Genomic DNA, 20,571 nt, shown 5'->3' on the forward strand with positions numbered 1-20,571 from the left:
AATCCGTAGCTGGAGTAATGGGAAACCCAACCAGATAAGCGCTGGATACCGGAGGAACGGTATCATTGGTTCCCGTTAAGGTCAGCCCGACACTCTCCAGGGTTGGCAAGTCAAGAAACACACTGGTAACTCCTGAGGCCAGTTGAAAGGTTGCAGCCTTTGCTGGCGCAGGCATGATCACCGTAGAAACTACGGTTGCGGTCGTTAAACCGAGGACGACAGAAAGCGGACTGAATTTCATGGAAGGCTCCTGATGATTGCGTGAGAACAACGAATCCGTACAATTCCTGGAAGCTTCATCAAGTTTTTAAGCAATCCGGGTGACTTTTTCATAAAACTACAAACTTCCTGGCTGGAGAAATGCCTCTCTCTGTGTCTTTACGGAATCTTTAAACTACTGAAATCCTTGCATAGACTAAGCTCTATGCACTTGAGTAAAACCTTTGGCTTTTAATGCTTTATGAAGAACTGTAAACTGTAACCTTCTTGCAAATTAGAAAAGACCTGCTGCTGACAATTGAGCCTAAATGTAAGAGTTCCTATCTCTTGTCGCTTCTATCAACGATCCTGCTTCAGAGGATTTTTTTAAGGGCCAGCCTCTTTTTCACCCTGGTGACTGAAGTCATGGCTATACCGAGAAAACCTGCCGACGCAGGTTACTGAAAACCTGGATTGTATTGAGTCTGCGTCGGCAGACTGGGTGAGTGTAGTCGCGGTTTTAACCGCCAGATACTTTTAAAACACCCTTTCAGGCTTCCTTTGAAGAATTGGTTGAAGTTGTGGATTTACATCGGCAGTGTAATTCAGAGCTCTTCTGCCAATTATGAAATGGCCAGAAAGGGAGGCCGATTTTGAGATATTCTTCTGTAACTCCGGGGTGTCAATTGTTTTCAGCGATTTCTTGTTGTTTCAACTCCCGACATTTCCCTTCAGCCGCTTGATAGGCCGCTTGATATTCTTCTCCACCTAGCATCAGATCTCCGTAGTATGCATAGGGTGCGGTGCCATAAATGGGTAAGGAAGGATCTTCGGGATAGTCTTCCTTGGCTTCTTCGACGGCAGCTTTTAGTTGTTTCACGCTCAATCGCTGTGCCGGGAAATAATACAAATCCTGACTGCCTCGATTTAAGTAGGGCAGGGAGGGATCAATCAAGCAATCGTCCAGTTCCAACCAGGCGTGTTCTAGAGGTTTTCGTCTCCCTGGAATCACTAAAAAGCCCTGAACATACGTTGCTGTTTTAGTCGCTAAGGCTCCTCGATAGGCATTGTCAAAAGTGGCCTTGGTTTTGCTTTTAACGTGCTGGGCTAATTCCTGCGATCGCGCTTCATCCAGTGGTTTATTCATCTCACTCTATCAACCGGAAAAATACACCGACTCCATAGTTGTAGCATCTCCGCGATCGACCCACACCGGGTTCCCAATCTTCAATCCAAAATCCACCAGCCACTTATAGATCTGTCCCAAGGCGAATAGGCAAACCCTGAAACCAGGACGATGATGAAAAGTGTGAGGAGTGAATATCAAAACACAAAAGCCCCTGAGGTCGAAACACGGACAGACTCTCAGGGGCTTTTGATTGGGATGATCACTAGAGAACAGTAGACAACCTTCTGGTCCACCCAATTGGCTCTGGCATTTTTCAGATTGGTTTGCAAAAAAGGCCAGGATGTAACTTGCAGCCCTGCAGAGATTCCAACCCTGAATTATGTCTTGATTGGGAGAGACAATGTGAGTCTGAGCACCGGCCGCTTCCAAAGCTTGTTTAAAGCCAGTCAGTTCAGTTTATCAACTTATTCGAATCCATCAGCGACCAGAATTGCAACTTTCTTCTGATTAAGCTGTTGTTGATTTTGCTGTTGTTGAGCCATGATTCAGTGATCTCCTGATTACTGTACCTCCAGGGTAAGAAATCATACCGATCATTTACCCTGATGTAAGTGTGAGATCTAGTACTGATAGGCTAAATATGAAATCTTGTAGGCTGTGTTAAGCGTTAGCCGTAACGCATCAAGCATTAAAGCTTAACTGAGTATGTGTAATCATTGCAGCGACTATGTAATACAGCCAAACTTGAAAGATCAGGTGTTACGCTGCGCTAACACGTCCTACGGGAGAATCAGGAATTCTTAAATCTAAGATTCTTAGTACTGATAGCTTAATGCCAGGGGAGAATTTAGGGTTAGGGTGAGATCAGAGTTGGGTTTAATTACAATCACTTCAGCTTTATTCCTACCAAAAATTAGTCCTCCCAGAGCACCTGCTCCAGCACCTGCCAGAATTTTGCCGATCGTAATCCGACGGCTGCCCAGCACACCGGATAAAATCGTTGCAGCTCCTGCTCCGATCGCCGATCCCTTAATCAACGCATCCCCATTTACACCAGGTTGCACTTCCTGAGTACGAGTCACCACGTCGGAAACTGCATTCAATCTCAAACGAGAACCATTCCGCAAAATTAGCGTATCAGCAACAAATTGTGAGCCATCGCCAACAGGGCGCAACTGTCCGTTAATTTGACTGCCAGCCGGAATTAGTAATTGACCGTTCGACGAGCGAATGTTTCTGGCCAAAGTTAAAGTCAGAGGCACCGTCTCGGTTGGAGCCACCACAATTTTTTCCGCTGCATCGTAACGAACCGGCAGCCGCGTTCCCGCCGGAATCATGACATTGTTAGCATAATTGGGCTGAGACGGAAACAGTTGAGCCACCGAGTAGGGCACTATTGCTGTTACTGGGGCCGAGAGCATCAAGGGAGCGATTGCAGTTGAACCAAAACCTAAAGCCATCAGCAGGACAACGCCTGCCCGCGATCGAGTGAGGTAAGCCATAAGTCCATCTCCGGAAACCTGTAGAGGTGAAGATAATAAGTTGGACAAGATCACTAAAATAAAAGTTCCAGTAAATGTCATCGGTCATTGCTCAAGGGACAAATGACCAAGGACTCATCCTTATCTCGATTGCACCGTAGCCGTTGGTTGCGGTTTTGGTTGCGGACTTTGGAGAACAGCAAAGGCGAGACTCCAGCCCAGAATCAAACCCAATCCCCCAAAGCGGACGATTTGCCAGAAGGGTTCTTTGAGGGTGCTGAGGGAGAACAGGCGGCTTTCTAGGGCTACTTCTAATTCATCCAGTTGGTCTTGAATTTGCTGTAATTCAGTTTTCAAAGCAGGAGTTGGCGCATGGCGGAGTTGACGCTTTACCTGCTCCTGACGCCCTTGCAGTTCGGTTTGTCGCTGCTGGTCGTGCTGAATCTGAGCGTGACGGTCTTTTAATGCCTGCAGCGATCGCTCAACTTCAGCCAGCGATTGCTCAAACTCCAACTCTTCAGACTGTTGTCCATTGGTATTCGGTGGAGACATAGTACATTGAGAAATATCAGCACCTCATTAAGGATACTGCCCATTACTATGCTGAACGTTTCTTCTCCCACCTCTACCCCAGATGCAGGTAAGTTCCATCTTCTAGCCCTGCGACAGGCCAGTACCGAGGAACTGGCGCAGGCGTTGATGGAAAAATTAGCGATCACAGATAAGGACTGGCATCGGCTCAAGGCCAATCGCAAGGCCAGAGCCAGCGAGCAGGTGGCCGCTGCACTGGTACTGCTCCTGAAAGATCAACCCGATGCAGCCTTGCCCAGACTGCAACAGGCGATCGGCTGGCTGGATCGATCGATCACGGCTTCTCCTTGCCCAACCCATGGAAAATGACAGAGGACGAATAGTCCAGTGATCTTCTGCCTCTAATTTTCTTCTTCCTGAATCTCGTCTTGCTTAGGCAGGGGCACCAGATGGAAGGCATTCATGGGGTTGCAGGAATGTTGAGTGGTAGTGGTAATGGCTGTACTCACTCCGTTCATGCTACTGGGAGTTTGTAGAGCACTGGCCACGGGATGATACAACACGGTCATTAAACAGGAGCAACCCGCCAGAAGTAGCAGATCTAGTTCTTTACTGGTTGGCTTCCGCCAATGCATGCGACGGGCACAGTGGGGGGAGTTGGCTGAATTGGGGTGTCTACGTGACATTCTCATCCTCTCTTTACAGTGGCCATTGAGGAGCGCAATGGTTCCTTAGTATATCTCCACTTTCCCTTTAGACTTTCCAGAAAAAATCCGGTTCCTGCAAAAGTTCTGCGAGAATTAGGCAGGAGTCAGTCCTTGCTCCGAGCCTTCCCAACGACCAGGACGACTGACTTTAATGCAGAAATTGAATGGACTAGAGAACTATGTCAGAGAATTGGAGAAGCCAGGTTATTACTCAGGGTGTGCAGCGATCGCCCAACCGTGCCATGTTGCGGGCGGTTGGGTTTGGAGATGAGGACTTCACAAAACCGATCATTGGAGTTGCCAGTGCTTACAGCACAATTACACCCTGCAATATGGGGATTGCTGCCCTGGCGGCTCAGGCTGAGGATGGGATACGGGCAGCAGGCGGAATGCCCCAGATTTTTGGCACGATTACCGTCAGCGATGGAATTTCCATGGGCACGGAAGGGATGAAATACTCCCTGGTATCGCGGGATGTGATTGCCGATTCGATCGAGACAGCCTGCAATGCCCAAAGTATGGATGGGGTGCTGGCGATCGGTGGCTGTGACAAAAATATGCCGGGAGCCATGATTGCAATGGCCCGCATGAATATTCCCGCCATTTTTGTCTATGGTGGAACTATTAAACCGGGGCATCTGGAAGGGGAAGATTTGACGATCGTCAGTGCCTTTGAAGCTGTGGGTCAGTACAGTGCCGGACGGATTGATGAAGTGCGCCTCATGTCTGTGGAACGAAATGCCTGTCCAGGAGCTGGATCCTGTGGTGGAATGTATACAGCCAACACCATGTCCTCGGCGTTTGAAGCCATGGGCATGAGTTTGATGTATTCCTCCACAATGGCCGCTGAAGATCCCGAAAAGGCAGAGAACACCGCCCTGGCCGGAAAGGTGTTGGTGGAAGCGATTCGGAAAAACTTGCGGCCTCGCGACATTATTACTCGCAAGTCGATCGAAAATGCGATCGCGGTGATCATGGCAGTCGGTGGCTCTACCAATGCTGTCCTGCACTTCCTGGCGATCGCTCACTCAGCAGGAGTGCCCCTTACCCTGGACGACTTTGAGACGATTCGGGAACGGGTGCCCGTCCTGTGTGATCTCAAACCTTCCGGTAGGTATGTTGCTACCGATTTGCATCAGGCAGGCGGCATTCCCCAGGTGATGAAGATGTTGCTAAATCACGGCTTAATTCATGGCGACTGCATCACCATTACCGGAGAGACGATCGCGGAGCGGTTGAAGGATGTGCCAGATGAACCCCGTTCCGACCAGGATGTAATTCGTTCCTGGAACAATCCCATGTACACCAGTGGCCACCTGGCAATCCTGAAAGGAAATCTCGCCTCAGAAGGGGCGGTTGCCAAGATTACAGGCGTTAAAAACCCGGAAATTACTGGCCCTGCCCGTGTATTTGAGTCGGAAGAGGAGTGTCTGGACGCGATCCTGGCTGGCAAAATTAATCCGGGCGATGTGATTGTGATCCGGTATGAAGGGCCAAAAGGTGGGCCAGGAATGCGGGAAATGCTGGCTCCCACTTCGGCCATTATCGGAGCGGGATTGGGAGATTCCGTGGGCCTGATTACCGATGGCCGTTTCTCTGGCGGTACCTACGGCATGGTGGTTGGTCATGTGGCTCCAGAAGCGTATGTCGGTGGCACGATTGCCCTGGTTCAGGAAGGAGACTCCATCACCATCGATGCCCACGCCCGCCTGTTGCAACTCAACGTTACGCCGGAAGAACTGGAACGTCGTCGCGCCGCATGGCAACCCCCACAGCCTCGCTATACCTCTGGTGTACTAGCCAAATACGCCAGCCTCGTTTCCAGCAGCAGTCTGGGAGCCGTGACGGATTTAAACCTCCAGCTTTAAGGATAGGGAACCGGGTTGCTGTCCTTAAAGCACGGCAACCTCTGCTAAATCATAAGCAACCTGGTTTCTCCAAGGCGATTACGAATTTGAATGCAGTTCATGGGAAGTTCAACATGCAAATCCAGCCATTAGCCAGATCTGGCTGCGTCATTGCGGGCTTAGACAATAAACCTCTTTGCCTGATGCCATTTCTATGCTGGTTTTTCCACTAGTACAGTGACGGCAGCGACCGCGATTAGCATTTCATCGTTTTTGTCATTCAAAGATGCGATCGCTCGTCCCTGAACAATCATCCCCCCGGTTTCTACTTTCAGGCTTTTGCGACCAAAGGGCAGAACGGCTAACACTTCTGCTTCTCTTACCTGCTCCGGGTAGGGCACTGCTACCTGCACTTCCACAATCATGTCATTAGGATCCTCCAACCCTGCCACTTCCCAAATTCCTGGCAGCGCATTGTGAGCGATCGCATTTCTCACGGCCCGTGCCGCCGCGATCGTCGGTTCTTGCCCATGCTGGTCAATCCCCATGCCCATTTCAATAATGAATCGCTTCAGACCCATCACTTTCCCTCCTTCTCCCATTCAGGCCAGGATTGAAACGCTTAATTTTGAATTTTCAATTCCTACTTGCCTTCTCCTGGTGCCCAGTTCTGGAAGCCTTCTAAATGACTCCAGTAGGCCATATATCCTGTCTGTGCCCAAATCAGAGCAGCTACCAGGAGTACAATGGTACCCACAATGCGCCAGGTGCGGTTACGCTGCAGTGGCCAGAGGGTGGGAAAGGTACACACGCCGCCCAATCCCGTCAGGATAAAGCCGATCCCCGTAATTAAGGGTTGTTTGGTCAGTCCCAAGTTCATCAGACGCAGACCGATCACGATCGCCGTCCAACCTGTAAAGAAGGCATAAATCGCCAGGGTGAATAATTCCCAGCCCTGCGCCAGGCTGATTGATGTACCGACAAACAAAATCCCAAACAAAACACTGGTTTCGCCAAATGCGATATTGAAACTACCGGGAACAGGCCAGGTAAAGATCATGTGCAGTCCAGTTGCAAGAGCGATCGCACCTGTGATGCCAGAACCCGGCACCCAGCGAGACGGCTTGGGGTCATCGAGTCCGGCATAGACAAAATAGGCCAGCAGAACCAGGCCTGCGACCATGTTGATGAGCATCAGGGTGATGTAGTCGATGAACATGGGGAATGGGGGTGAATGGTGGATGGTGGATAAACCGGCTGGGTAGGGGCTGAACCCCAACCAGCCTCTAAAAGCTTAAGCCCATTTCACCAAGCAGGACTCTCAGGCGATCGGTATTTTGACGGACAGAATTGGCAGAGGTGTGCAGATCAGCCAGTTCCTGTTCTGTTAAATCCAGTTCCAGAATGCTTTCTACCCCCTTGCATCCCAGGCGACAGGGAACACCAATGAAAATGTCATCTAGTTGATATTGTCCTTGCAGATAGGCGGCGATCGGCAAAATGCGTGGTTGGTTGTAGAGAATCGACTCTACCATCACACACACGGCAGAAGCTGGGGCGTAGTAAGCTCCTCCAGTTCGCAACAGCTCAACAATTTCGGCCCCACCGTTACGAGTACGGGTGACAATTCGGTCGATCGCCTCCGGACTCAAAAAGCGATCGATGGGAATGCCATTGACTGTAGAGTAGCGGGGCAGGGGCACCATTAAATCCCCGTGGCTGCCCAGCACGGTGGCATTAATATCTGTAATGGATACGCCTAACTCCATGGCAATAAAGGTCTGGAATCGGGCAGAATCAAGTACTCCGGCCATCCCCATGACCTGATAGGTAGGCAGACCGCTGACTTTCCAGGCGACATAGGTCATCACATCCAGAGGGTTCGTAACCACAATCAGGATGGCATTCGGCGCATAAGCCATCACCTTTTGGGTCACATCCAGAATGATTTTGCCGTTGGTGAGCAGCAAATCATCCCGGCTCATGCCTGGTTTTCGAGGCAATCCGGCAGTGATCACAACGACATTTGAACCCACGAGATCGGCATAATCATTGGTTCCTCTAATGATGCGATCGTGCCGTTCAACTCCTCGCGCTTCCATCAAATCCAGAGCTACCCCCTGAGGCCGCCCCTTTACCACATCCAGCAGCACAACATCCGCAATATTTTTTTCTGCTAGCCGCTGAGCCAGGGTAGCTCCGACATTTCCTGCACCAACCACTGCCACTTGAGCAGTATCACAAACGATTTTAGAAGGACGTAAAACCATAAAAAGGCACCATCGGTAACGGCTGATTAAAAATGTTGGGCACAGCCACTTCTGGTGCCTTTATTATCGGTCAGAAAACCAGGGGGAAAGGCAAAATGCAGATTTTGGTAATCTTTCGAAATGCGCCTATTCTTGAAATGCTTCCAGTTGCTCTGTCCTGAGCCAGATGTTAGGAGTGGGAGTAATGCCAAATTTTACTAGGGCATAATCTCCACTCAAGTCTACGACCTCACCCTTACTATCAAAAATGTAAGGTGGAAAGCGAGGATCACTGGCTCGCGCTTCCAGGCTTCCCTCCAGTTTCTCTCTCACTGCTCGGACAAAATCACCGCGTTTGATGGGCATAGGGATCTCAATCTGATTCACGTCTTTACAGAATTTTAAGCCCTGATGGGAGCGAGAAAACTACCTCAGGCAGACTATAACGATAGATGTTTTGGAGCCACTTCATAAGCATTAACCACTATCGCAACTGCCAGTATCTCCTAACGCTTCACCCCAAGAAGATGCTTTAAAAGTCTCTTTGTCACCCTGGCGACTGAAGTTGTGGCTATACGGGGAAAACCTGCCGCCGCAGGTTACTGAAAATCTTGATTGTATTGAGTCTGCGTTGGCAAACTTGGTGAATGTAGTCGCGGTTTAACCGCCGGATACTCGAATTAGTTGTGTTAATAAGCTTTTACAGCCGATCGGGCTATTCTGGCTAAATTCACCAGTTGGCTAACCACGGGCACAACGTCAAACCACGCAGGGCTGATGTCACTGCGAGAACTGCGCTGAATTCCCAGGTTAGGAATGCTTATTAGAGCTACTATATCTGGATTTTGGGCACGGAAGGCGTTGTAGGCTCCATCAAGATGCATCGGGCCGCCTTCCGGATGACCGGGAGGACGGTGCTGCAACATTTCGAGAAAATGAATTAGCCGATCGAAAAATTTTCCATTGACTCCATAAAAGTGAGCGGTAAGAATCTCTTCGGAAAAGGGTAAGAATTGCGCGGTTGATGAAGTGGATGGAATATTTTTGTTATGGCCAAAATACGCAAATCCCCAATCTGCCTGTCGCAGTTGCTCGATCAGGCTGTTTTGATCGGCTTGTAGTTGCTTTTTGATCAGCAGATCATCCTCCATGATCAGGACGTTTGACAGTCCTTCCTGGCGAGCCATCTTCAGAATCTGTAAATGGCTCATAAAACAACCCCGCGCCCCGATTCCAGGAAATCCGTTTGCTTCAGTCGGTCGAATGGCAGGAAAAATTTCCAACTTGCCTGGTGTTAGGGGCATTCTAACCGTTTTCAGGTTTTGGGTAATTGCCTGCCGCCGATCGCTGCGCTCCGGTAGGTTAATTATGTAGGCCCGTTCAAAAAAGTCCAGGATGTTCATGGAAATCTTATTTTTTTAAGAACTTCTTAAGAACAATTAAGTTGTGGCACCAGCGTAACCCAGCACTTATTCTCGCTCTCTCTTGCCAAAGGATTAGGAAATTTACGTAAGTAATCACCGAAATTATAACAAGCTTTACAGCTTACATAAATAATAGCCGACACTATACAAAGCTTTACAGTACAATGCTTAATCCTGGCTCTTGTCTGAAATGAGTTTGAATTGAACCGGGATCAGGTACCTATGAGGTTTTTGGGCGTTGATTTAGGGTGGGTTTCGGGAGCCAGTGGGTTGTGCTGTTTAGGATGGCAAGGAAATCAGTTAGAGCTATTGGATTTACAACGGTTGGAGGCGACAGAAGACCTGCTGAATTGGGTCGATCGCTGGTTGCCAGCCGGGGAACCAGGAGGGATTGCTGTGGATGCGCCGACGCTAATTCCCAATGCAACGGGGATGCGATCGCCCGATCGTCTGGCTCATAAGCACTTTGGTAAATACCATGCAGGCTGTTATCCCGCCAACTTAAATTCTCCCTTTGCCCAGCGCACGGTGGCTTTTGGTTTGAGTCTGGCAGCACGAGGATTTGATCACGCTCCCACGATCGTCCCCAAACAATCCCAACGCTTCCAAATTGAAGTCTTTCCCCATCCCGCGATCGTTCACCTGTTCAACCTGGAACGGATTTTGAAATACAAGAAAGGTGTATTAGCAGAGCGGCGATCGGAACTATCCCGCTTACGCCAATATATTCACGAACGGCTGCCCATTCAGGAACCTGCCCTAGATGTGGGTCGGGCAACCATCCCAATCCCCGACATTCCCCAACGAGGAGCCGATGTCAAAGCTGTAGAGGACCAGCTAGACAGCATCATCTGTGCCTACGTTGCGGCTCACTGGTGGTACTGGGGCGTAGAGCGCAATCAGGTTCTGGGCGATCGGGCAGCAGGATACATTGTTGTCCCAAATCCGATTTGAGAGGAGAGCCTGTCTTGGTCATTGGTTATTGCTCACTAGGCAAGAGTTCCATTGATCGGCGGCTGTTCACAAAGAACCAAGAACCAAGGACTATTCAGAATCCAAAATCGCCAATCCAAAATCCAAAACTCTTCAGAAAGAGGATCCCGGTTGCTTCAAGAATTCTGTTTCCTCTAACATATTCTCTCGACCTAAAATTACATTGCGATGGGGCAACCGTCCGAAGCGCTGAATCACTTCCATGTGCTTGATGGCGTAGGGATACTTGAGCGATCGCCCCTTGCGCCACCGCCAGAGCTTTTTCATCCGTAGCAAAGGATTCTGGTTGGCCACGAAACATATTGCGGGGAAACTGATCTAGTAGCAGAATCAGGGCCAGACATCCAGTTGCGGACTCCTGCCAGGAATCCAGTGCTCCGGTTGCCGCTGCTTGATCATCGGCCAGGAAGCGATCGCGCACGATCGCATCAAACTCAGGATCTTTCGTGAACCAGACCTTACGGTTCTTACCCGCCGTCCCGTCCGGTTCTGTAAACCAAAAATTGAGGATCTCGTCAATCTGGGCCATGAGCAGCAAAGGGAGTTGATATAACAATTCCCACAGCGAACCGAAATGCCAGTGTTTGAATACCAGCCATTCCCGTTAACTGTGGGAACTTTGCAGCTATACAGCCGCCAACAATATTGGATAAAAATGTCCTTCGTTCTCTGCAGATAGCCAATCACAGAGGACTAATGACCAATGACAATCCTGAACCAGAAACTGAATTGGATCCACTGACTTACATCAGGACATCCCCTGAATCAGGAAATCAAAGTAGGGAGCGGCTTCATTGGCATCTTCCTCACTCAGCAGGCTAATAGAGGCTTCCTTGAGGCAACGAATCGCTTCTACCATTCCCGGCATGGGAACACCCAGGGCGTTATACATTTCTCTAGCCCCAATCACACCGATGGATTCGATCGGCTCTTTGTCTCCGGCTAACACTCCATAGGTAACCAGGCGCAAATACCAGCCATAATCCCGCAGGCATAAGGCCCGTTGCTTGTCGCCATAGGCATTGCCACCGGGAGCGATAAAATCAGGACGCTTTCTCCACAGTTGTTTGCTGGCTTCCTGAACAATTTTTTTCTCATTTGCAGACAGCGTTTCGGCAATGCGAGTCCGCTGTTCGCCCGTACTAAAGAACTCTTTCATAGCTTGGAGTTCGCCATGGGTGGGATAGCGAAGCTCATCGTCGGCTTGAAGAATGACTTGGCTAACTACGCTCATAGTTATCGAGGTATTTCAGGGTATCAGTTGATAGTTTATCGAGTCTTGGGGACCCTGATAAAGGGATGAAATCGTTTTCCGACAAGTTTTGCCGTCCCCCAAGAGCGTACCGCGCCCGCTGGATGAGAGAACGAAAGGTTTTGTAAAGATTTTCTAGAAGGCAAAAGGCGACATCTCGTAGAGATGTTCTGGCGGAACGTCTTCACTTAAGTTTCTATTTTTTAACGTTGCTCCCGTTAAGTGGATCGAGTGAGGAGAATAGGGGAAATAGGATTTCAGGAGGAAGGACTCCTTGGCGAATGCGGAGCACCTAGCACGGTTGTTGGAATCAGGGGTGGAGCAGTGGAACCGCTGGCGGGCTGAGAATAGCCGCATCCAGATTGATTTGAGCGGTGCTGATCTCAGCTATGCCAACCTCTCAGAAGCCGACCTCTCGAACGCTAACCTGGATAGTGCCTACTTACGGAAGGCCAATTTGCGAGGAGCCAATCTGAAGCGGGCCAATCTGCATGTCGCGAATCTGAGTCGAGCGGATGTCAGTTACGCCAATTTAAGCCATGCCAACTTGCAGGTCGCCAATTTAGACCATGCCAATCTGCGGGGAGCGGATCTCGATTCTGCCAATCTCAGTTGGGCTGGATTAATTAAAGCCAATTTGCTGGATACCAATTTGCACGCCGCTAATTTACATGGAGCCAATTTTAATCAAGCCAATCTCTATCGTGCAGTGTTAATTAAAGCCAATTTAGAAGGAGCCGATTTGCGCGGAACAACCCTTCCAGACGGCACGGTTCACTACTGATGAAATTATGAATTTTGAATTAGGCATCAGGAATTAAGAGGGTGTTTTAAACCTTGTCCAAGTCCAGAACGCTCGTTTCTCTGATCGGAAAACGACCGTTCTCTAGCTGGACTCTAAGAGTTCCATCTTTCCTTCTTGTAATTCCTAACTCCTAATTCCTAAGTTCCTGGTTTCAAGTAGTCCAACAGTCGATCGCCGGAGTCAGCCCGTACCAGTCCCACGGCGATGTCCGGCAACATAGCTCGGCTTTGAAAGACTAAGTAGCGGGGTTCCCAGCGGGGCTGAAATTTTTCTTTGAATTGATGCAATCCTTTGAAATTGTAGAACTTATTCAGATTTTCAAAGAAGTAATTCAAGCCTTTTTCAACTCGCTGAGCATCGGGGCTAGAACCAACTCCCGCTAATGGAGAAAGGCTGAGATTAAAGCTGTCATATTCTAATTTTTGAAAGTGCTGCATCATGGAGGCGAACAAATACTCCATCGTGCCGTTTTCTACGGTTTTGCGATGGCGCATCAAATCAACCGTGACTTCTCTTTTGTTGTAGCCAGAGAGCAGGCTGGAAAAGGCGACGATCGTGCCGTGAGCGTTATACACCACTGCAATATGACATCCCTGCAAGTATTCTCGGTGAAACCAACCAATCGAAAACTGTTTTTCAGATCCATTTTTGGCTTGTAGCCACTCATCACTGACAGGTTTCAGTTGAGCAATCAAATCATCGCTAATAGGGGGTTCAAAGACTTTGAAACTGTGTCCCGTTTTGGTTAAACGGTTAATTGCAGTTCTCAGGTTTTGATTGGCTTTGCCTTTTAAGTTGAATGTTTTCAGGTCGATGATCGCCTCTTCCCCAATCTGCACGTAGCGATAGCCCAGGGATTCGTAAAGGGATAGCTGGTCAGGAACCGCTTCGTAGAAGGTAGGGAACCAGTCATTGCGATCGCAAAAGTGCTGAAATCCCATAATCGCCTCTGCTCGATCTTCGATGGGGCCAATTGGATCTCCCAGAGCGATCGCGGCCCGTCCTTTGGCCACATAAGCTACGACACTCTTCCCCGATGGACTGAAATAGTACACTTTATCGCTGAGTAAAGATAATTGTGCCAACGAGGACTGGCCGTACTGCTCAATGATTTCTCTGGCTCGTTGACGTTCGGCGATCGTGGCTGGACTGCCCCGTAACAGCACTGGACGTAACAGCAAGATCAGCGAAAAAGTCAGGGTAACCGCTCCCACAATGTAGATTGAATTGGCAAAAAATTCCGCAAAGCGGCCCACTGGCTCCAACCCGGCATTATCCTCGGTAAAGAACATAGCCAGGGTTTGCAGGATAGACTCTCTCAGGCTAAAGTTCACAAGCTTGTCATCAACCTTAAACCGCCCGTCCAGAATATAAAACCCTGCCGTCCCGTAGGCCAGGGTAAATAACACAGATCCAATCAATACCCGAATTCCTTGAGCGATCGAGGGACGATCGGACTGGGCCGTAAACACGGGACGCATAATCAGGAGTTGAATCAGTAGCGCTCCGGCCAGAATACATTCTTCATAGTCGAACCCTTTAATCAAGTGGCTGATGATTGACAACACCAGTAGCCCAACGACCAGAATCCAGGCGACTCGCTTGCGGCGCAACAGGTTTGCGGCCAGCACCAGCAACATAAATCCAGCGATCGCGGCAAACACCCGTCCGCTGGCCCGCACCTCAAAGGGCACGAATAACTCCAACCAGTCTCGTCGCTCTGGCAAACTGGGAGTGACCGCTGACAGCACATTCACCAAGCCAATCAACCCGGTTAAAAAAGCGGCTGCCCATAGCCCAATCCGGATTCTCCGAGACAGTTGAGCAGGAGAGGTCTGGGTTTTCCTGCGTCTTTTAGGTTTCAACCTATCTAAAATTCCCATCCATCTATCCTCCTCTACCCCTGTTGTAGCTGGTTGTGACTTTGTTGCATCGGCTGGGATGGCTTCTGTGTAGGTAGGCGGCGATCGGTGGGGGACTGCTGCAGAGACACCTTAAATTGTTTCCCCACATAGGTTAAAGAGTCGTACAGGTGTTTGTGCCAGTAATTCCATCCCACATTCTGGCCGACAATGCCGTGCCCTCCTGGATAAATCCGAAAGTCATTGGCAATACCAAGCTGGCTCAAGGTTTGATGGAATTTTTTAGTGGCCTGTAAGTATTTAGCATCTTCATCCCCCGCATCCAAGTAAGCTCGCAATTGACTTCGTTGGGCCGCTGGAATTTGGTGGGCAAACATCTGGGGACTATTCTCAGGGCCACTGTTGTCCACAAAATAGCCTGTATGACTGAAGAGGATATGAAATTGCTGGGGATAGCGTAGCCCAATATTGAACGCTCCCCAACCGCCGGAGGAATTGCCACCGATCGCCCAGAACTGCGGTTCATGCAAGGTGCGATAGCGGGATTTGATCACCTGCACCAGTTCCGAACCAATCAGGGTGGCAATCTTCCCATTGGGGCCATCGTAATAATCTGGATCCCAGAAGGGACTGCTGCCTCGACTATCGTTACCATCGGGGGTCACTACAATGGAAGGAGGCAGGCGATCGCTCTTGTACAAATCGTGCAGGACGGAGGTTAAGGCGGCTTTATCCTGAAAATCGCGGGCACCGCCATGTCCCCCATGCAGCAAAACGATCACCGGGTAGTGCTTGGCAGGATTTTGAGCATAGCCAGGAGGCAGTACAATACCATAGCTCCGTTCGGTTCCCATGGCCTGACTCATAAATGTTTCCACCCGAAAGCTCAGGCCGGTGTTGGTTTCTGCCGGTATTGGATCAAGTTGGGGGGCACCTGCAATGAACACATACCAGTATCCTCCCGCCGATAAAACCGCCAGGGTGGTTGCCGATGCAATCAGTAGTTGTTTACGGATTCCCTTCATGAATTTGGATGCAGCATATATGGGTGAGAGAGTCAGTCAAATTAAGCGAATGAACCGGTAATTCATAACAGTCTTCATCCATACTGCGATATCTCTCCCTGCACTGGGTTAGAAAAGTCGGTGTTTCCCAATAGTTTTCCACATTCTCCTTCTTGCAAACGATCATGACCTTTGTAGACCAACCCGCCCTTAAAGACCGCACTCCTTGGCAACAGGGCGAACTGATCACCCTGGAAATTTCTGACTTGAGCGACAGTGGCGACGGAGTGGGCCGCTATGACCAGCGAGTTGTCTTTGTCCCCAATACGGTTCCGGGCGATCGCGCTCTCGTCCGTCTGGTGCGGGTGAAACCAACCTATGGTTTTGGCAAATTGCAGGAACTGCTGGAGCCATCCCCCCATCGGATTCGGCCTCGCTGCATTGTGGCGGATAAATGCGGTGGCTGTCAGTGGCAGCAGGTAAGCTATGAGTATCAACTGGAGGTAAAACACAATCTCGTGGTTCAGGCTCTGGAGCGGATTGGCAAGTTTCCCAATCCCCCTGTCGAGCCAGTGCTGGCTTCTGTCTCACCCCTGGCCTATCGCAATAAAGCGACCTATCCTGTAGTGCGATCGCAAACCGGACAGGTGCAGGCGGGCTATTACCAGAAAGGCAGCCACCAACTGATTAATTTGAACCAGTGCCCAATTCAGGATGAACGTTTGAATCCGCTGCTGGCCGAAGTCAAACAAGACATTCAGCAACGGGGCTGGGGGATTTACGACGAAGCTCACCACCGGGGCAAAGTGCGCCATCTGGGCTTGCGAATTGGTCGCCGCACGGGAGAAATACTGCTGACGCTGGTGGTCAAGGATCGCAACCTGGCTGGCATTGAGGAACAGGCGCAAACCTGGCTGGAACGCTATCCGGGATTGGTTGGAGTTTGTCTGAATATTAACGGCGATCGTACCAATGCCATCTTTGGCTCTGAAACTCTCTGTATTGCCGGACAACCCTTCTTGCACGAAACCTTTGCCGGACTCACGTTTCAAATTCGGCCTGATACCTTTTTCCAGGTCAATACAGAAACCACCGAAGCGCTACTCCAGGCGGTGATAGAAGAATTGCAGTTGCAAGGCCAAGAAGTGCTGGTGGATGCTTATTGCGGCATTGGTACTCTGACACTGCCCTTAGCCCAACAGGTGAAGCAGGTGATCGGCCTGGAAGTGCAGCCAGAAGCGGTAGAACAGGCTCAACTGAATGCAGCTTTAAATCAGATTGAAAATGTCAGCTTTCAGGTGGAAGCTGTTGAGCAAGCCTTACCAGCGCTGGATATAAAACCGGATGTGATGATTCTCGATCCACCCCGCAAAGGCTGTGATCCTGCTGTGCTGCAGGCCTTACTGGAGATGCAGGTCGATCGCATAGTTTACATGAGTTGTAATCCCGCCACCCTTGCCCGTGACTTAAAAATTCTGTGTGAGTCCGGCCAATACCATCTGCACCGCGTACAACCTGCCGACTTCTTCCCCCAAAGCTCCCACGTCGAGTGTGTAGCGTTTCTTAGTTTGATACAGTAAGGGTCGGTAATCTACAAACCCTCTGGCAAACTGTCCCTGGAGTCCATGAAATTTAGCGAAGTTATCCAACAGCTCGGTGTTTCCTCTGCCCATACCAGTCTCAGCGATCGCCCTGACCTGGATCCAGAGGTGGCCGGGGTAAATGCGATTGATACAGCTCAGGCTGACCAACTGAGTTTTGTTGAGGGTGCAAAGTTTGCGGCTCAAGTGCAAACCACAGCAGCGAAAGCATTGATTCTGCCAAAAGGGAAGGTATTGCAGCAGGCGGCTCTGGAACGAGACATTGCCTGGGTGGAAGCAGCAGACCCCAAGTTAATGTTTGCCCAGACGCTGGCAATGTTCTACCAACCCTTCCAGCCTGCCCCGGAAATTCATCCCACGGCCATCATTCATCCCACGGCAAAGATCGGGGACGCGGTCTATATTGGCCCCCATGTCGTGATCCAGGCCGATGCGACCATTGGCAATCAGGTTTGCATCCATCCCAACGTCGTAATTTACCCGGATGTCGAGATTGGCGATCGCACCATTCTCCACGCCAACTGTACCATTCACGAACGCACTCGCATTGGGGCGGATTGTGTCATCCATTCCGGTGCCGTGATCGGAGCCGAAGGATTTGGCTTTGTCCCGACGGTGGAGGGCTGGTACAAGATGCAGCAATCCGGCTATGTGGTGTTAGAGGATGGTGTGGAAGTCGGTTGCAATTCGACCGTCGATCGTCCCGCTGTCGGTAACACCCGGATTGGCCGCCAAACCAAGCTGGATAACCTGGTGCATATTGGACACGGCTGTCAGATCGGTTTTGGCTGTGCCTTTGCTGCCCAGGTGGGGCTGGCTGGCGGCGTGGAAGTCGGCAATCGGGCAATTCTGGCCGGACAGGTGGGCGTGGCCAACAATGCCAGGATTGGGGATGGAGCGATCGCCTCTTCCAAAACTGGCGTTCACGGCACTGTGGAACCGGGACAGGTGGTATCCGGTTATCCCTGTGTGGATCACAAAATTTATCTCAAGTCCTCCGCTATCTACAGCCGCCTGCCAGAGATGTACCAGACCCTGAAGCAACTCCAGAAGCGAATCGAAGCGTTGGAGGATTGACTCCTCTGGAATCTCTTGCCATGGAGTGCAACAATGGGCTAAACGATTTTCAACGAGAAACAGTATGACCATGCTTCCAACGCTACAAACCGCCCTGCAACGGGGACGAGCACTGAAAGTCATTAGTGGATTGAATAATTTCGCTCGCGATCGGGTGTCCGCTGTCGTCAAAGCCGCTGCCCAGGGTGGGGCCACCTTTGTCGATATTGCCGCCGATCCTGATCTGGTGCGCCTGGTGAAGCAGTTGATTCACTTACCCGTTTGCGTTTCTGCTGTCGAACCCGAACTCTTTGTTACCTGTGTGGCCGCAGGTGCTGACCTGATCGAAATCGGTAACTTCGATAGCTTCTACGCTCAAGGTCGTCGATTTGAAGCTCCCGAAGTCCTGACCCTGACTCAGGAAACCCGCCGTTTGCTCCCTGACATCACCCTGTCCGTCACCGTTCCCCACATCCTGGAACTGGATCAGCAGGTGCACTTGGCTGAAGAACTGGTGAAAGCCGGAGCCGATATCATCCAAACCGAAGGCGGTACCAGCAGCACTCCCACCCATGCTGGAACTCTGGGCCTGATTGAAAAAGCGGCTCCCACTCTGGCTGCGGCCTATGAAATCTCCCGTGCTGTGAATGTCCCTGTCTTGTGTGCCTCTGGATTGTCGAATGTGACGGCACCAATGGCGATCGCGGCAGGGGCATCCGGTATCGGCGTCGGTTCCGCCATTAACAAACTCAGCAGCGAAGTTGAAATGATCGCTGTCGTTCGTAGTCTGGTCGAGGCTCTGGCTAAAGTTAGTCGCTCTACCGTTGTGGTGTAAAACTGAAGGGCAGGCATGGGTAGCAGCAAACTTAAAAGCTTGCTATTACCTGTGCCAAATTTTCAGGACGACAATAACAACGCAAAAAAGTCTGCGGCTTTCTCAATTGCAACACTTTGATAAAGACAATATAAATTCGCCAACAACGACAAAAAGCGGGTTATTCGAAAACAATTCGACATATGGGCGATACTGGATTTGAACCAGTGACCCCTTCCGTGTGAAGGAAGTGCGCTACCCCTGTGCTAATCGCCCAAGCTTTTTTACCCCTGCAAGACTAACGCTTCTGAGGACTTTGCTGCTCATAATAGCAGATTTTGACTGACATAATTTATTTTCGGGTGCCGCCAAGATTTGTCCATGGGGCACATGGAATGGCCGAATGATGGTAGCAACCATGCTCTCGATGTTGACAGTTGGATGTCACGGCAAGAAACTCGCCCATTGTGTCTGGGGCTACTTCCTGGCCCACCTAAACCAAGTCCAGCCAGAGAACGGTCGTTTTCCGATCAAAGAAACTACGGTTCTGGACTTGGACAAGGCTTATTTAGCCTTCCCCCGCCTTTTCCCAAAAACTTTCCCCTACCTACTAGACATTCTTCATTCGTTTCCGCTATAGTAGGAAGCTGTTGCCTAAAAGGTTGTCGCTGGTTGCTTTCTTTACAAAGAACTGGCTTGAATTTGATTCGGGTTCAGCCACGCCTGCGACCGGGATACTGGGTAGCTTGCTGCTCAAGTCCTTATCTGGCATTTGAAGCGGTTACGTTTAGCCCTGCTTCTAGAAGCAGTCCATCTGAAACTTCTAGAGGCTCAATAACCGGGTTAAGAAGAGTGCGAGCGATCGCGCAAACTTGTACGTCTTGATTGGAAATAATCGAGAGGATTAGGCGGTTGAATAGTCGCTACTGGCTTCAGACTGCCGAAAAAGGTGTGTACGAAAGGGAGACCAATCGCCGTGTCTGTGGGTATTCTCGGCACTAAACTTGGCATGACCCAAGTGTTTGATGAGACGGGTAAAGCTGTTCCGGTGACTGTCGTTCAGGCAGGCCCCTGTCCGGTAACGCAAATTAAAACCGTTGAAACGGATGGCTACTCTGCCATTCAGGTTGGCTTTAAGGAAGTCGCTGAAAAGGCTCTCACCAAGCCCGAACTGGGTCATCTGGCTAAGTCTAACAGTGCACCTTTACGCCATCTACATGAATATCGGCTGGAAGATGCCAGCCAATATGAACTGGGTCAGCAGATTACGGTTGAGCAGTTTTCTGCCGGACAAACCGTTGATGTCATTGGCACCAGCATTGGTCGCGGTTTTGCTGGCTATCAGAAACGCCATAACTTCAAGCGTGGCCCGATGGCTCACGGTTCTAAAAACCACCGCTTGCCTGGTTCTACGGGGGCGGGTACCACTCCTGGTCGGGTCTATCCCGGTAAGCGGATGGCGGGTCAATTGGGCAATACTCGCGTCACGATTCGTAAGCTGACCGTGGTGCGGGTGGATCCTGAACGGAATCTGCTCTTGATTAAGGGAGCCGTTCCTGGAAAGCCCGGTGCGCTGGTGAATGTGGTTCCAGCCAAGGTGGTTGGACGCAGCAAATAG

22 protein-coding genes and 1 tRNA gene are annotated in these 20,571 nt (G+C 50.3%); 8 read left to right on the forward strand and 15 right to left on the reverse strand.

Annotation, left to right across the window (positions count from 1 at the left end):
* From ACUVQO_RS08910 to ACUVQO_RS08925, 4 genes are all read right to left on the reverse strand, one after another.
* Positions 1-241 (reverse strand): hypothetical protein (locus ACUVQO_RS08910; RefSeq protein WP_445925536.1); only part of this gene is annotated, 241 nt, incomplete at its 3' end.
* 639 nt (positions 242-880) lie between these two features.
* Positions 881-1,345, reverse strand: a complete 465-nt coding sequence (locus ACUVQO_RS08915; protein WP_445925537.1) for a hypothetical protein — start codon at positions 1,343-1,345, stop codon at positions 881-883.
* Positions 1,346-2,142: 797 nt separating this feature from the next.
* Positions 2,143-2,829: a hypothetical protein gene (locus tag ACUVQO_RS08920; RefSeq protein WP_445925538.1), complete on the reverse strand. Its 687-nt coding sequence runs from the start codon at positions 2,827-2,829 to the stop codon at positions 2,143-2,145.
* A gap of 120 nt (positions 2,830-2,949) precedes the next feature.
* Entirely contained in the window at positions 2,950-3,360 is a 411-nt protein-coding gene (locus tag ACUVQO_RS08925; RefSeq protein WP_445925539.1) for a hypothetical protein, read from the reverse strand.
* 48 nt (positions 3,361-3,408) lie between these two features.
* Here ACUVQO_RS08925 and ACUVQO_RS08930 point away from each other — a divergent pair, with 48 nt between their 5' ends.
* A complete protein-coding gene (locus tag ACUVQO_RS08930; RefSeq protein WP_445925540.1) occupies positions 3,409-3,708 on the forward strand; it encodes a DUF6439 family protein in 300 nt (99 codons plus the stop codon).
* A gap of 32 nt (positions 3,709-3,740) precedes the next feature.
* Here ACUVQO_RS08930 and ACUVQO_RS08935 read toward each other — a convergent pair whose 3' ends face one another.
* Positions 3,741-4,025: a hypothetical protein gene (locus ACUVQO_RS08935; protein ID WP_445925541.1), complete on the reverse strand. Its 285-nt coding sequence runs from the start codon at positions 4,023-4,025 to the stop codon at positions 3,741-3,743.
* A 200-nt stretch (positions 4,026-4,225) separates the two neighbouring features.
* On the opposite strand from ACUVQO_RS08935, the gene ilvD reads away from it, so the two are divergent.
* Entirely contained in the window at positions 4,226-5,914 is a 1,689-nt protein-coding gene (ilvD, locus tag ACUVQO_RS08940; RefSeq protein WP_445925542.1) for a dihydroxy-acid dehydratase, read from the forward strand.
* Positions 5,915-6,105: 191 nt separating this feature from the next.
* Here the strand turns inward: ilvD and ACUVQO_RS08945 are convergent, their stop codons facing one another.
* The 5 genes from ACUVQO_RS08945 to ACUVQO_RS08965 all read right to left on the reverse strand — a co-directional run bounded on the left by ACUVQO_RS08945 (position 6,106) and on the right by ACUVQO_RS08965 (position 9,545).
* The gene (locus ACUVQO_RS08945) at positions 6,106-6,474 is read right to left on the reverse strand and encodes a Lin0512 family protein (RefSeq protein ID WP_445925543.1); all 369 of its coding nucleotides are present in this window, start codon (positions 6,472-6,474) and stop codon (positions 6,106-6,108) included.
* Positions 6,475-6,536: 62 nt separating this feature from the next.
* Positions 6,537-7,112 (reverse strand): DUF981 family protein, encoded by a 576-nt coding sequence (locus ACUVQO_RS08950; RefSeq protein WP_445925544.1) that lies wholly within the window; start codon positions 7,110-7,112, stop codon positions 6,537-6,539.
* Between the two features lie 67 nt (positions 7,113-7,179).
* A complete protein-coding gene (gene mdh / locus ACUVQO_RS08955) occupies positions 7,180-8,163 on the reverse strand; it encodes a malate dehydrogenase (RefSeq protein ID WP_445925545.1) in 984 nt (327 codons plus the stop codon).
* A 126-nt stretch (positions 8,164-8,289) separates the two neighbouring features.
* Complete coding sequence (locus tag ACUVQO_RS08960; protein ID WP_445925546.1) at positions 8,290-8,508, reverse strand: NAD(P)H-quinone oxidoreductase subunit O; 219 nt, start codon at positions 8,506-8,508, stop codon at positions 8,290-8,292.
* Between the two features lie 323 nt (positions 8,509-8,831).
* On the reverse strand, positions 8,832-9,545 hold the full coding sequence (locus ACUVQO_RS08965; protein WP_445925547.1) for a glycosyltransferase family 25 protein: 714 nt from the start codon (positions 9,543-9,545) through the stop codon (positions 8,832-8,834).
* 243 nt (positions 9,546-9,788) lie between these two features.
* On the opposite strand from ACUVQO_RS08965, the gene ACUVQO_RS08970 reads away from it, so the two are divergent.
* The gene (locus tag ACUVQO_RS08970; protein ID WP_445925548.1) at positions 9,789-10,520 is read left to right on the forward strand and encodes a DUF429 domain-containing protein; all 732 of its coding nucleotides are present in this window, start codon (positions 9,789-9,791) and stop codon (positions 10,518-10,520) included.
* Between the two features lie 94 nt (positions 10,521-10,614).
* On the opposite strand, the gene ACUVQO_RS08975 is transcribed toward ACUVQO_RS08970, so the two are convergent.
* Together ACUVQO_RS08975 and apcD are read right to left on the reverse strand one after the other, a co-directional pair.
* Positions 10,615-11,088 carry a DUF924 family protein gene (locus ACUVQO_RS08975; protein ID WP_445925549.1) on the reverse strand — a complete coding sequence of 158 codons (474 nt, stop codon included), beginning with the start codon at positions 11,086-11,088 and terminating at the stop codon, positions 10,615-10,617.
* Positions 11,089-11,307: 219 nt separating this feature from the next.
* Positions 11,308-11,793: an allophycocyanin subunit alpha-B gene (apcD, locus tag ACUVQO_RS08980; protein WP_428362784.1), complete on the reverse strand. Its 486-nt coding sequence runs from the start codon at positions 11,791-11,793 to the stop codon at positions 11,308-11,310.
* Between the two features lie 292 nt (positions 11,794-12,085).
* On the opposite strand from apcD, the gene ACUVQO_RS08985 reads away from it, so the two are divergent.
* A complete protein-coding gene (locus ACUVQO_RS08985) occupies positions 12,086-12,595 on the forward strand; it encodes a pentapeptide repeat-containing protein (protein WP_233745432.1) in 510 nt (169 codons plus the stop codon).
* A 158-nt stretch (positions 12,596-12,753) separates the two neighbouring features.
* Here ACUVQO_RS08985 and ACUVQO_RS08990 read toward each other — a convergent pair whose 3' ends face one another.
* Both ACUVQO_RS08990 and ACUVQO_RS08995 read right to left on the reverse strand, forming a co-directional pair.
* Complete coding sequence (locus tag ACUVQO_RS08990) at positions 12,754-14,499, reverse strand: phosphatidylglycerol lysyltransferase domain-containing protein (RefSeq protein WP_445925550.1); 1,746 nt, start codon at positions 14,497-14,499, stop codon at positions 12,754-12,756.
* A 14-nt stretch (positions 14,500-14,513) separates the two neighbouring features.
* Complete coding sequence (locus ACUVQO_RS08995) at positions 14,514-15,503, reverse strand: alpha/beta hydrolase (protein WP_445925551.1); 990 nt, start codon at positions 15,501-15,503, stop codon at positions 14,514-14,516.
* A 164-nt stretch (positions 15,504-15,667) separates the two neighbouring features.
* Here ACUVQO_RS08995 and rlmD point away from each other — a divergent pair, with 164 nt between their 5' ends.
* The 3 genes from rlmD (at position 15,668) to ACUVQO_RS09010 (ending at position 18,974) form a co-directional block, all read left to right on the forward strand.
* Positions 15,668-17,062: a 23S rRNA (uracil(1939)-C(5))-methyltransferase RlmD gene (gene rlmD / locus ACUVQO_RS09000; protein WP_445925552.1), complete on the forward strand. Its 1,395-nt coding sequence runs from the start codon at positions 15,668-15,670 to the stop codon at positions 17,060-17,062.
* A 45-nt stretch (positions 17,063-17,107) separates the two neighbouring features.
* Positions 17,108-18,160 (forward strand): UDP-3-O-(3-hydroxymyristoyl)glucosamine N-acyltransferase, encoded by a 1,053-nt coding sequence (lpxD, locus tag ACUVQO_RS09005; protein WP_445925553.1) that lies wholly within the window; start codon positions 17,108-17,110, stop codon positions 18,158-18,160.
* Between the two features lie 64 nt (positions 18,161-18,224).
* On the forward strand, positions 18,225-18,974 hold the full coding sequence (locus tag ACUVQO_RS09010; RefSeq protein WP_445925554.1) for a DUF561 domain-containing protein: 750 nt from the start codon (positions 18,225-18,227) through the stop codon (positions 18,972-18,974).
* 183 nt (positions 18,975-19,157) lie between these two features.
* Here ACUVQO_RS09010 and ACUVQO_RS09015 read toward each other — a convergent pair.
* Positions 19,158-19,229: transfer RNA gene (locus ACUVQO_RS09015), tRNA-Val, on the reverse strand.
* A 700-nt stretch (positions 19,230-19,929) separates the two neighbouring features.
* Here ACUVQO_RS09015 and rplC point away from each other — a divergent pair.
* Positions 19,930-20,571 (forward strand): 50S ribosomal protein L3, encoded by a 642-nt coding sequence (gene rplC / locus ACUVQO_RS09020; protein ID WP_445925555.1) that lies wholly within the window; start codon positions 19,930-19,932, stop codon positions 20,569-20,571.

The organism is Leptodesmis sp. (assembly GCF_052746595.1).

Bases quoted from the DNA above. Each gene is read 5' to 3' on its own strand.
- ACUVQO_RS08915 (WP_445925537.1), bottom strand. From the start codon at position 1,345: ATGAATAAACCACTGGATGAAGCGCGATCGCAGGAATTAGCCCAGCAC.
- ACUVQO_RS08920 (WP_445925538.1), bottom strand. From the start codon at position 2,829: ATGGCTTACCTCACTCGATCGCGGGCAGGCGTTGTCCTGCTGATGGCT.
- ACUVQO_RS08925 (WP_445925539.1), bottom strand. From the start codon at position 3,360: ATGTCTCCACCGAATACCAATGGACAACAGTCTGAAGAGTTGGAGTTT.
- ACUVQO_RS08930 (WP_445925540.1), top strand. From the start codon at position 3,409: ATGCTGAACGTTTCTTCTCCCACCTCTACCCCAGATGCAGGTAAGTTC.
- ACUVQO_RS08935 (WP_445925541.1), bottom strand. From the start codon at position 4,025: ATGTCACGTAGACACCCCAATTCAGCCAACTCCCCCCACTGTGCCCGT.
- ilvD (WP_445925542.1), top strand. From the start codon at position 4,226: ATGTCAGAGAATTGGAGAAGCCAGGTTATTACTCAGGGTGTGCAGCGA.
- ACUVQO_RS08945 (WP_445925543.1), bottom strand. From the start codon at position 6,474: ATGGGTCTGAAGCGATTCATTATTGAAATGGGCATGGGGATTGACCAG.
- ACUVQO_RS08950 (WP_445925544.1), bottom strand. From the start codon at position 7,112: ATGTTCATCGACTACATCACCCTGATGCTCATCAACATGGTCGCAGGC.
- mdh (WP_445925545.1), bottom strand. From the start codon at position 8,163: ATGGTTTTACGTCCTTCTAAAATCGTTTGTGATACTGCTCAAGTGGCA.
- ACUVQO_RS08960 (WP_445925546.1), bottom strand. From the start codon at position 8,508: ATGCCCATCAAACGCGGTGATTTTGTCCGAGCAGTGAGAGAGAAACTG.
- ACUVQO_RS08965 (WP_445925547.1), bottom strand. From the start codon at position 9,545: ATGAACATCCTGGACTTTTTTGAACGGGCCTACATAATTAACCTACCG.
- ACUVQO_RS08970 (WP_445925548.1), top strand. From the start codon at position 9,789: ATGAGGTTTTTGGGCGTTGATTTAGGGTGGGTTTCGGGAGCCAGTGGG.
- ACUVQO_RS08975 (WP_445925549.1), bottom strand. From the start codon at position 11,088: ATGGCCCAGATTGACGAGATCCTCAATTTTTGGTTTACAGAACCGGAC.
- apcD (WP_428362784.1), bottom strand. From the start codon at position 11,793: ATGAGCGTAGTTAGCCAAGTCATTCTTCAAGCCGACGATGAGCTTCGC.
- ACUVQO_RS08990 (WP_445925550.1), bottom strand. From the start codon at position 14,499: ATGGGAATTTTAGATAGGTTGAAACCTAAAAGACGCAGGAAAACCCAG.
- ACUVQO_RS08995 (WP_445925551.1), bottom strand. From the start codon at position 15,503: ATGAAGGGAATCCGTAAACAACTACTGATTGCATCGGCAACCACCCTG.
- rlmD (WP_445925552.1), top strand. From the start codon at position 15,668: ATGACCTTTGTAGACCAACCCGCCCTTAAAGACCGCACTCCTTGGCAA.
- lpxD (WP_445925553.1), top strand. From the start codon at position 17,108: ATGAAATTTAGCGAAGTTATCCAACAGCTCGGTGTTTCCTCTGCCCAT.
- ACUVQO_RS09010 (WP_445925554.1), top strand. From the start codon at position 18,225: ATGACCATGCTTCCAACGCTACAAACCGCCCTGCAACGGGGACGAGCA.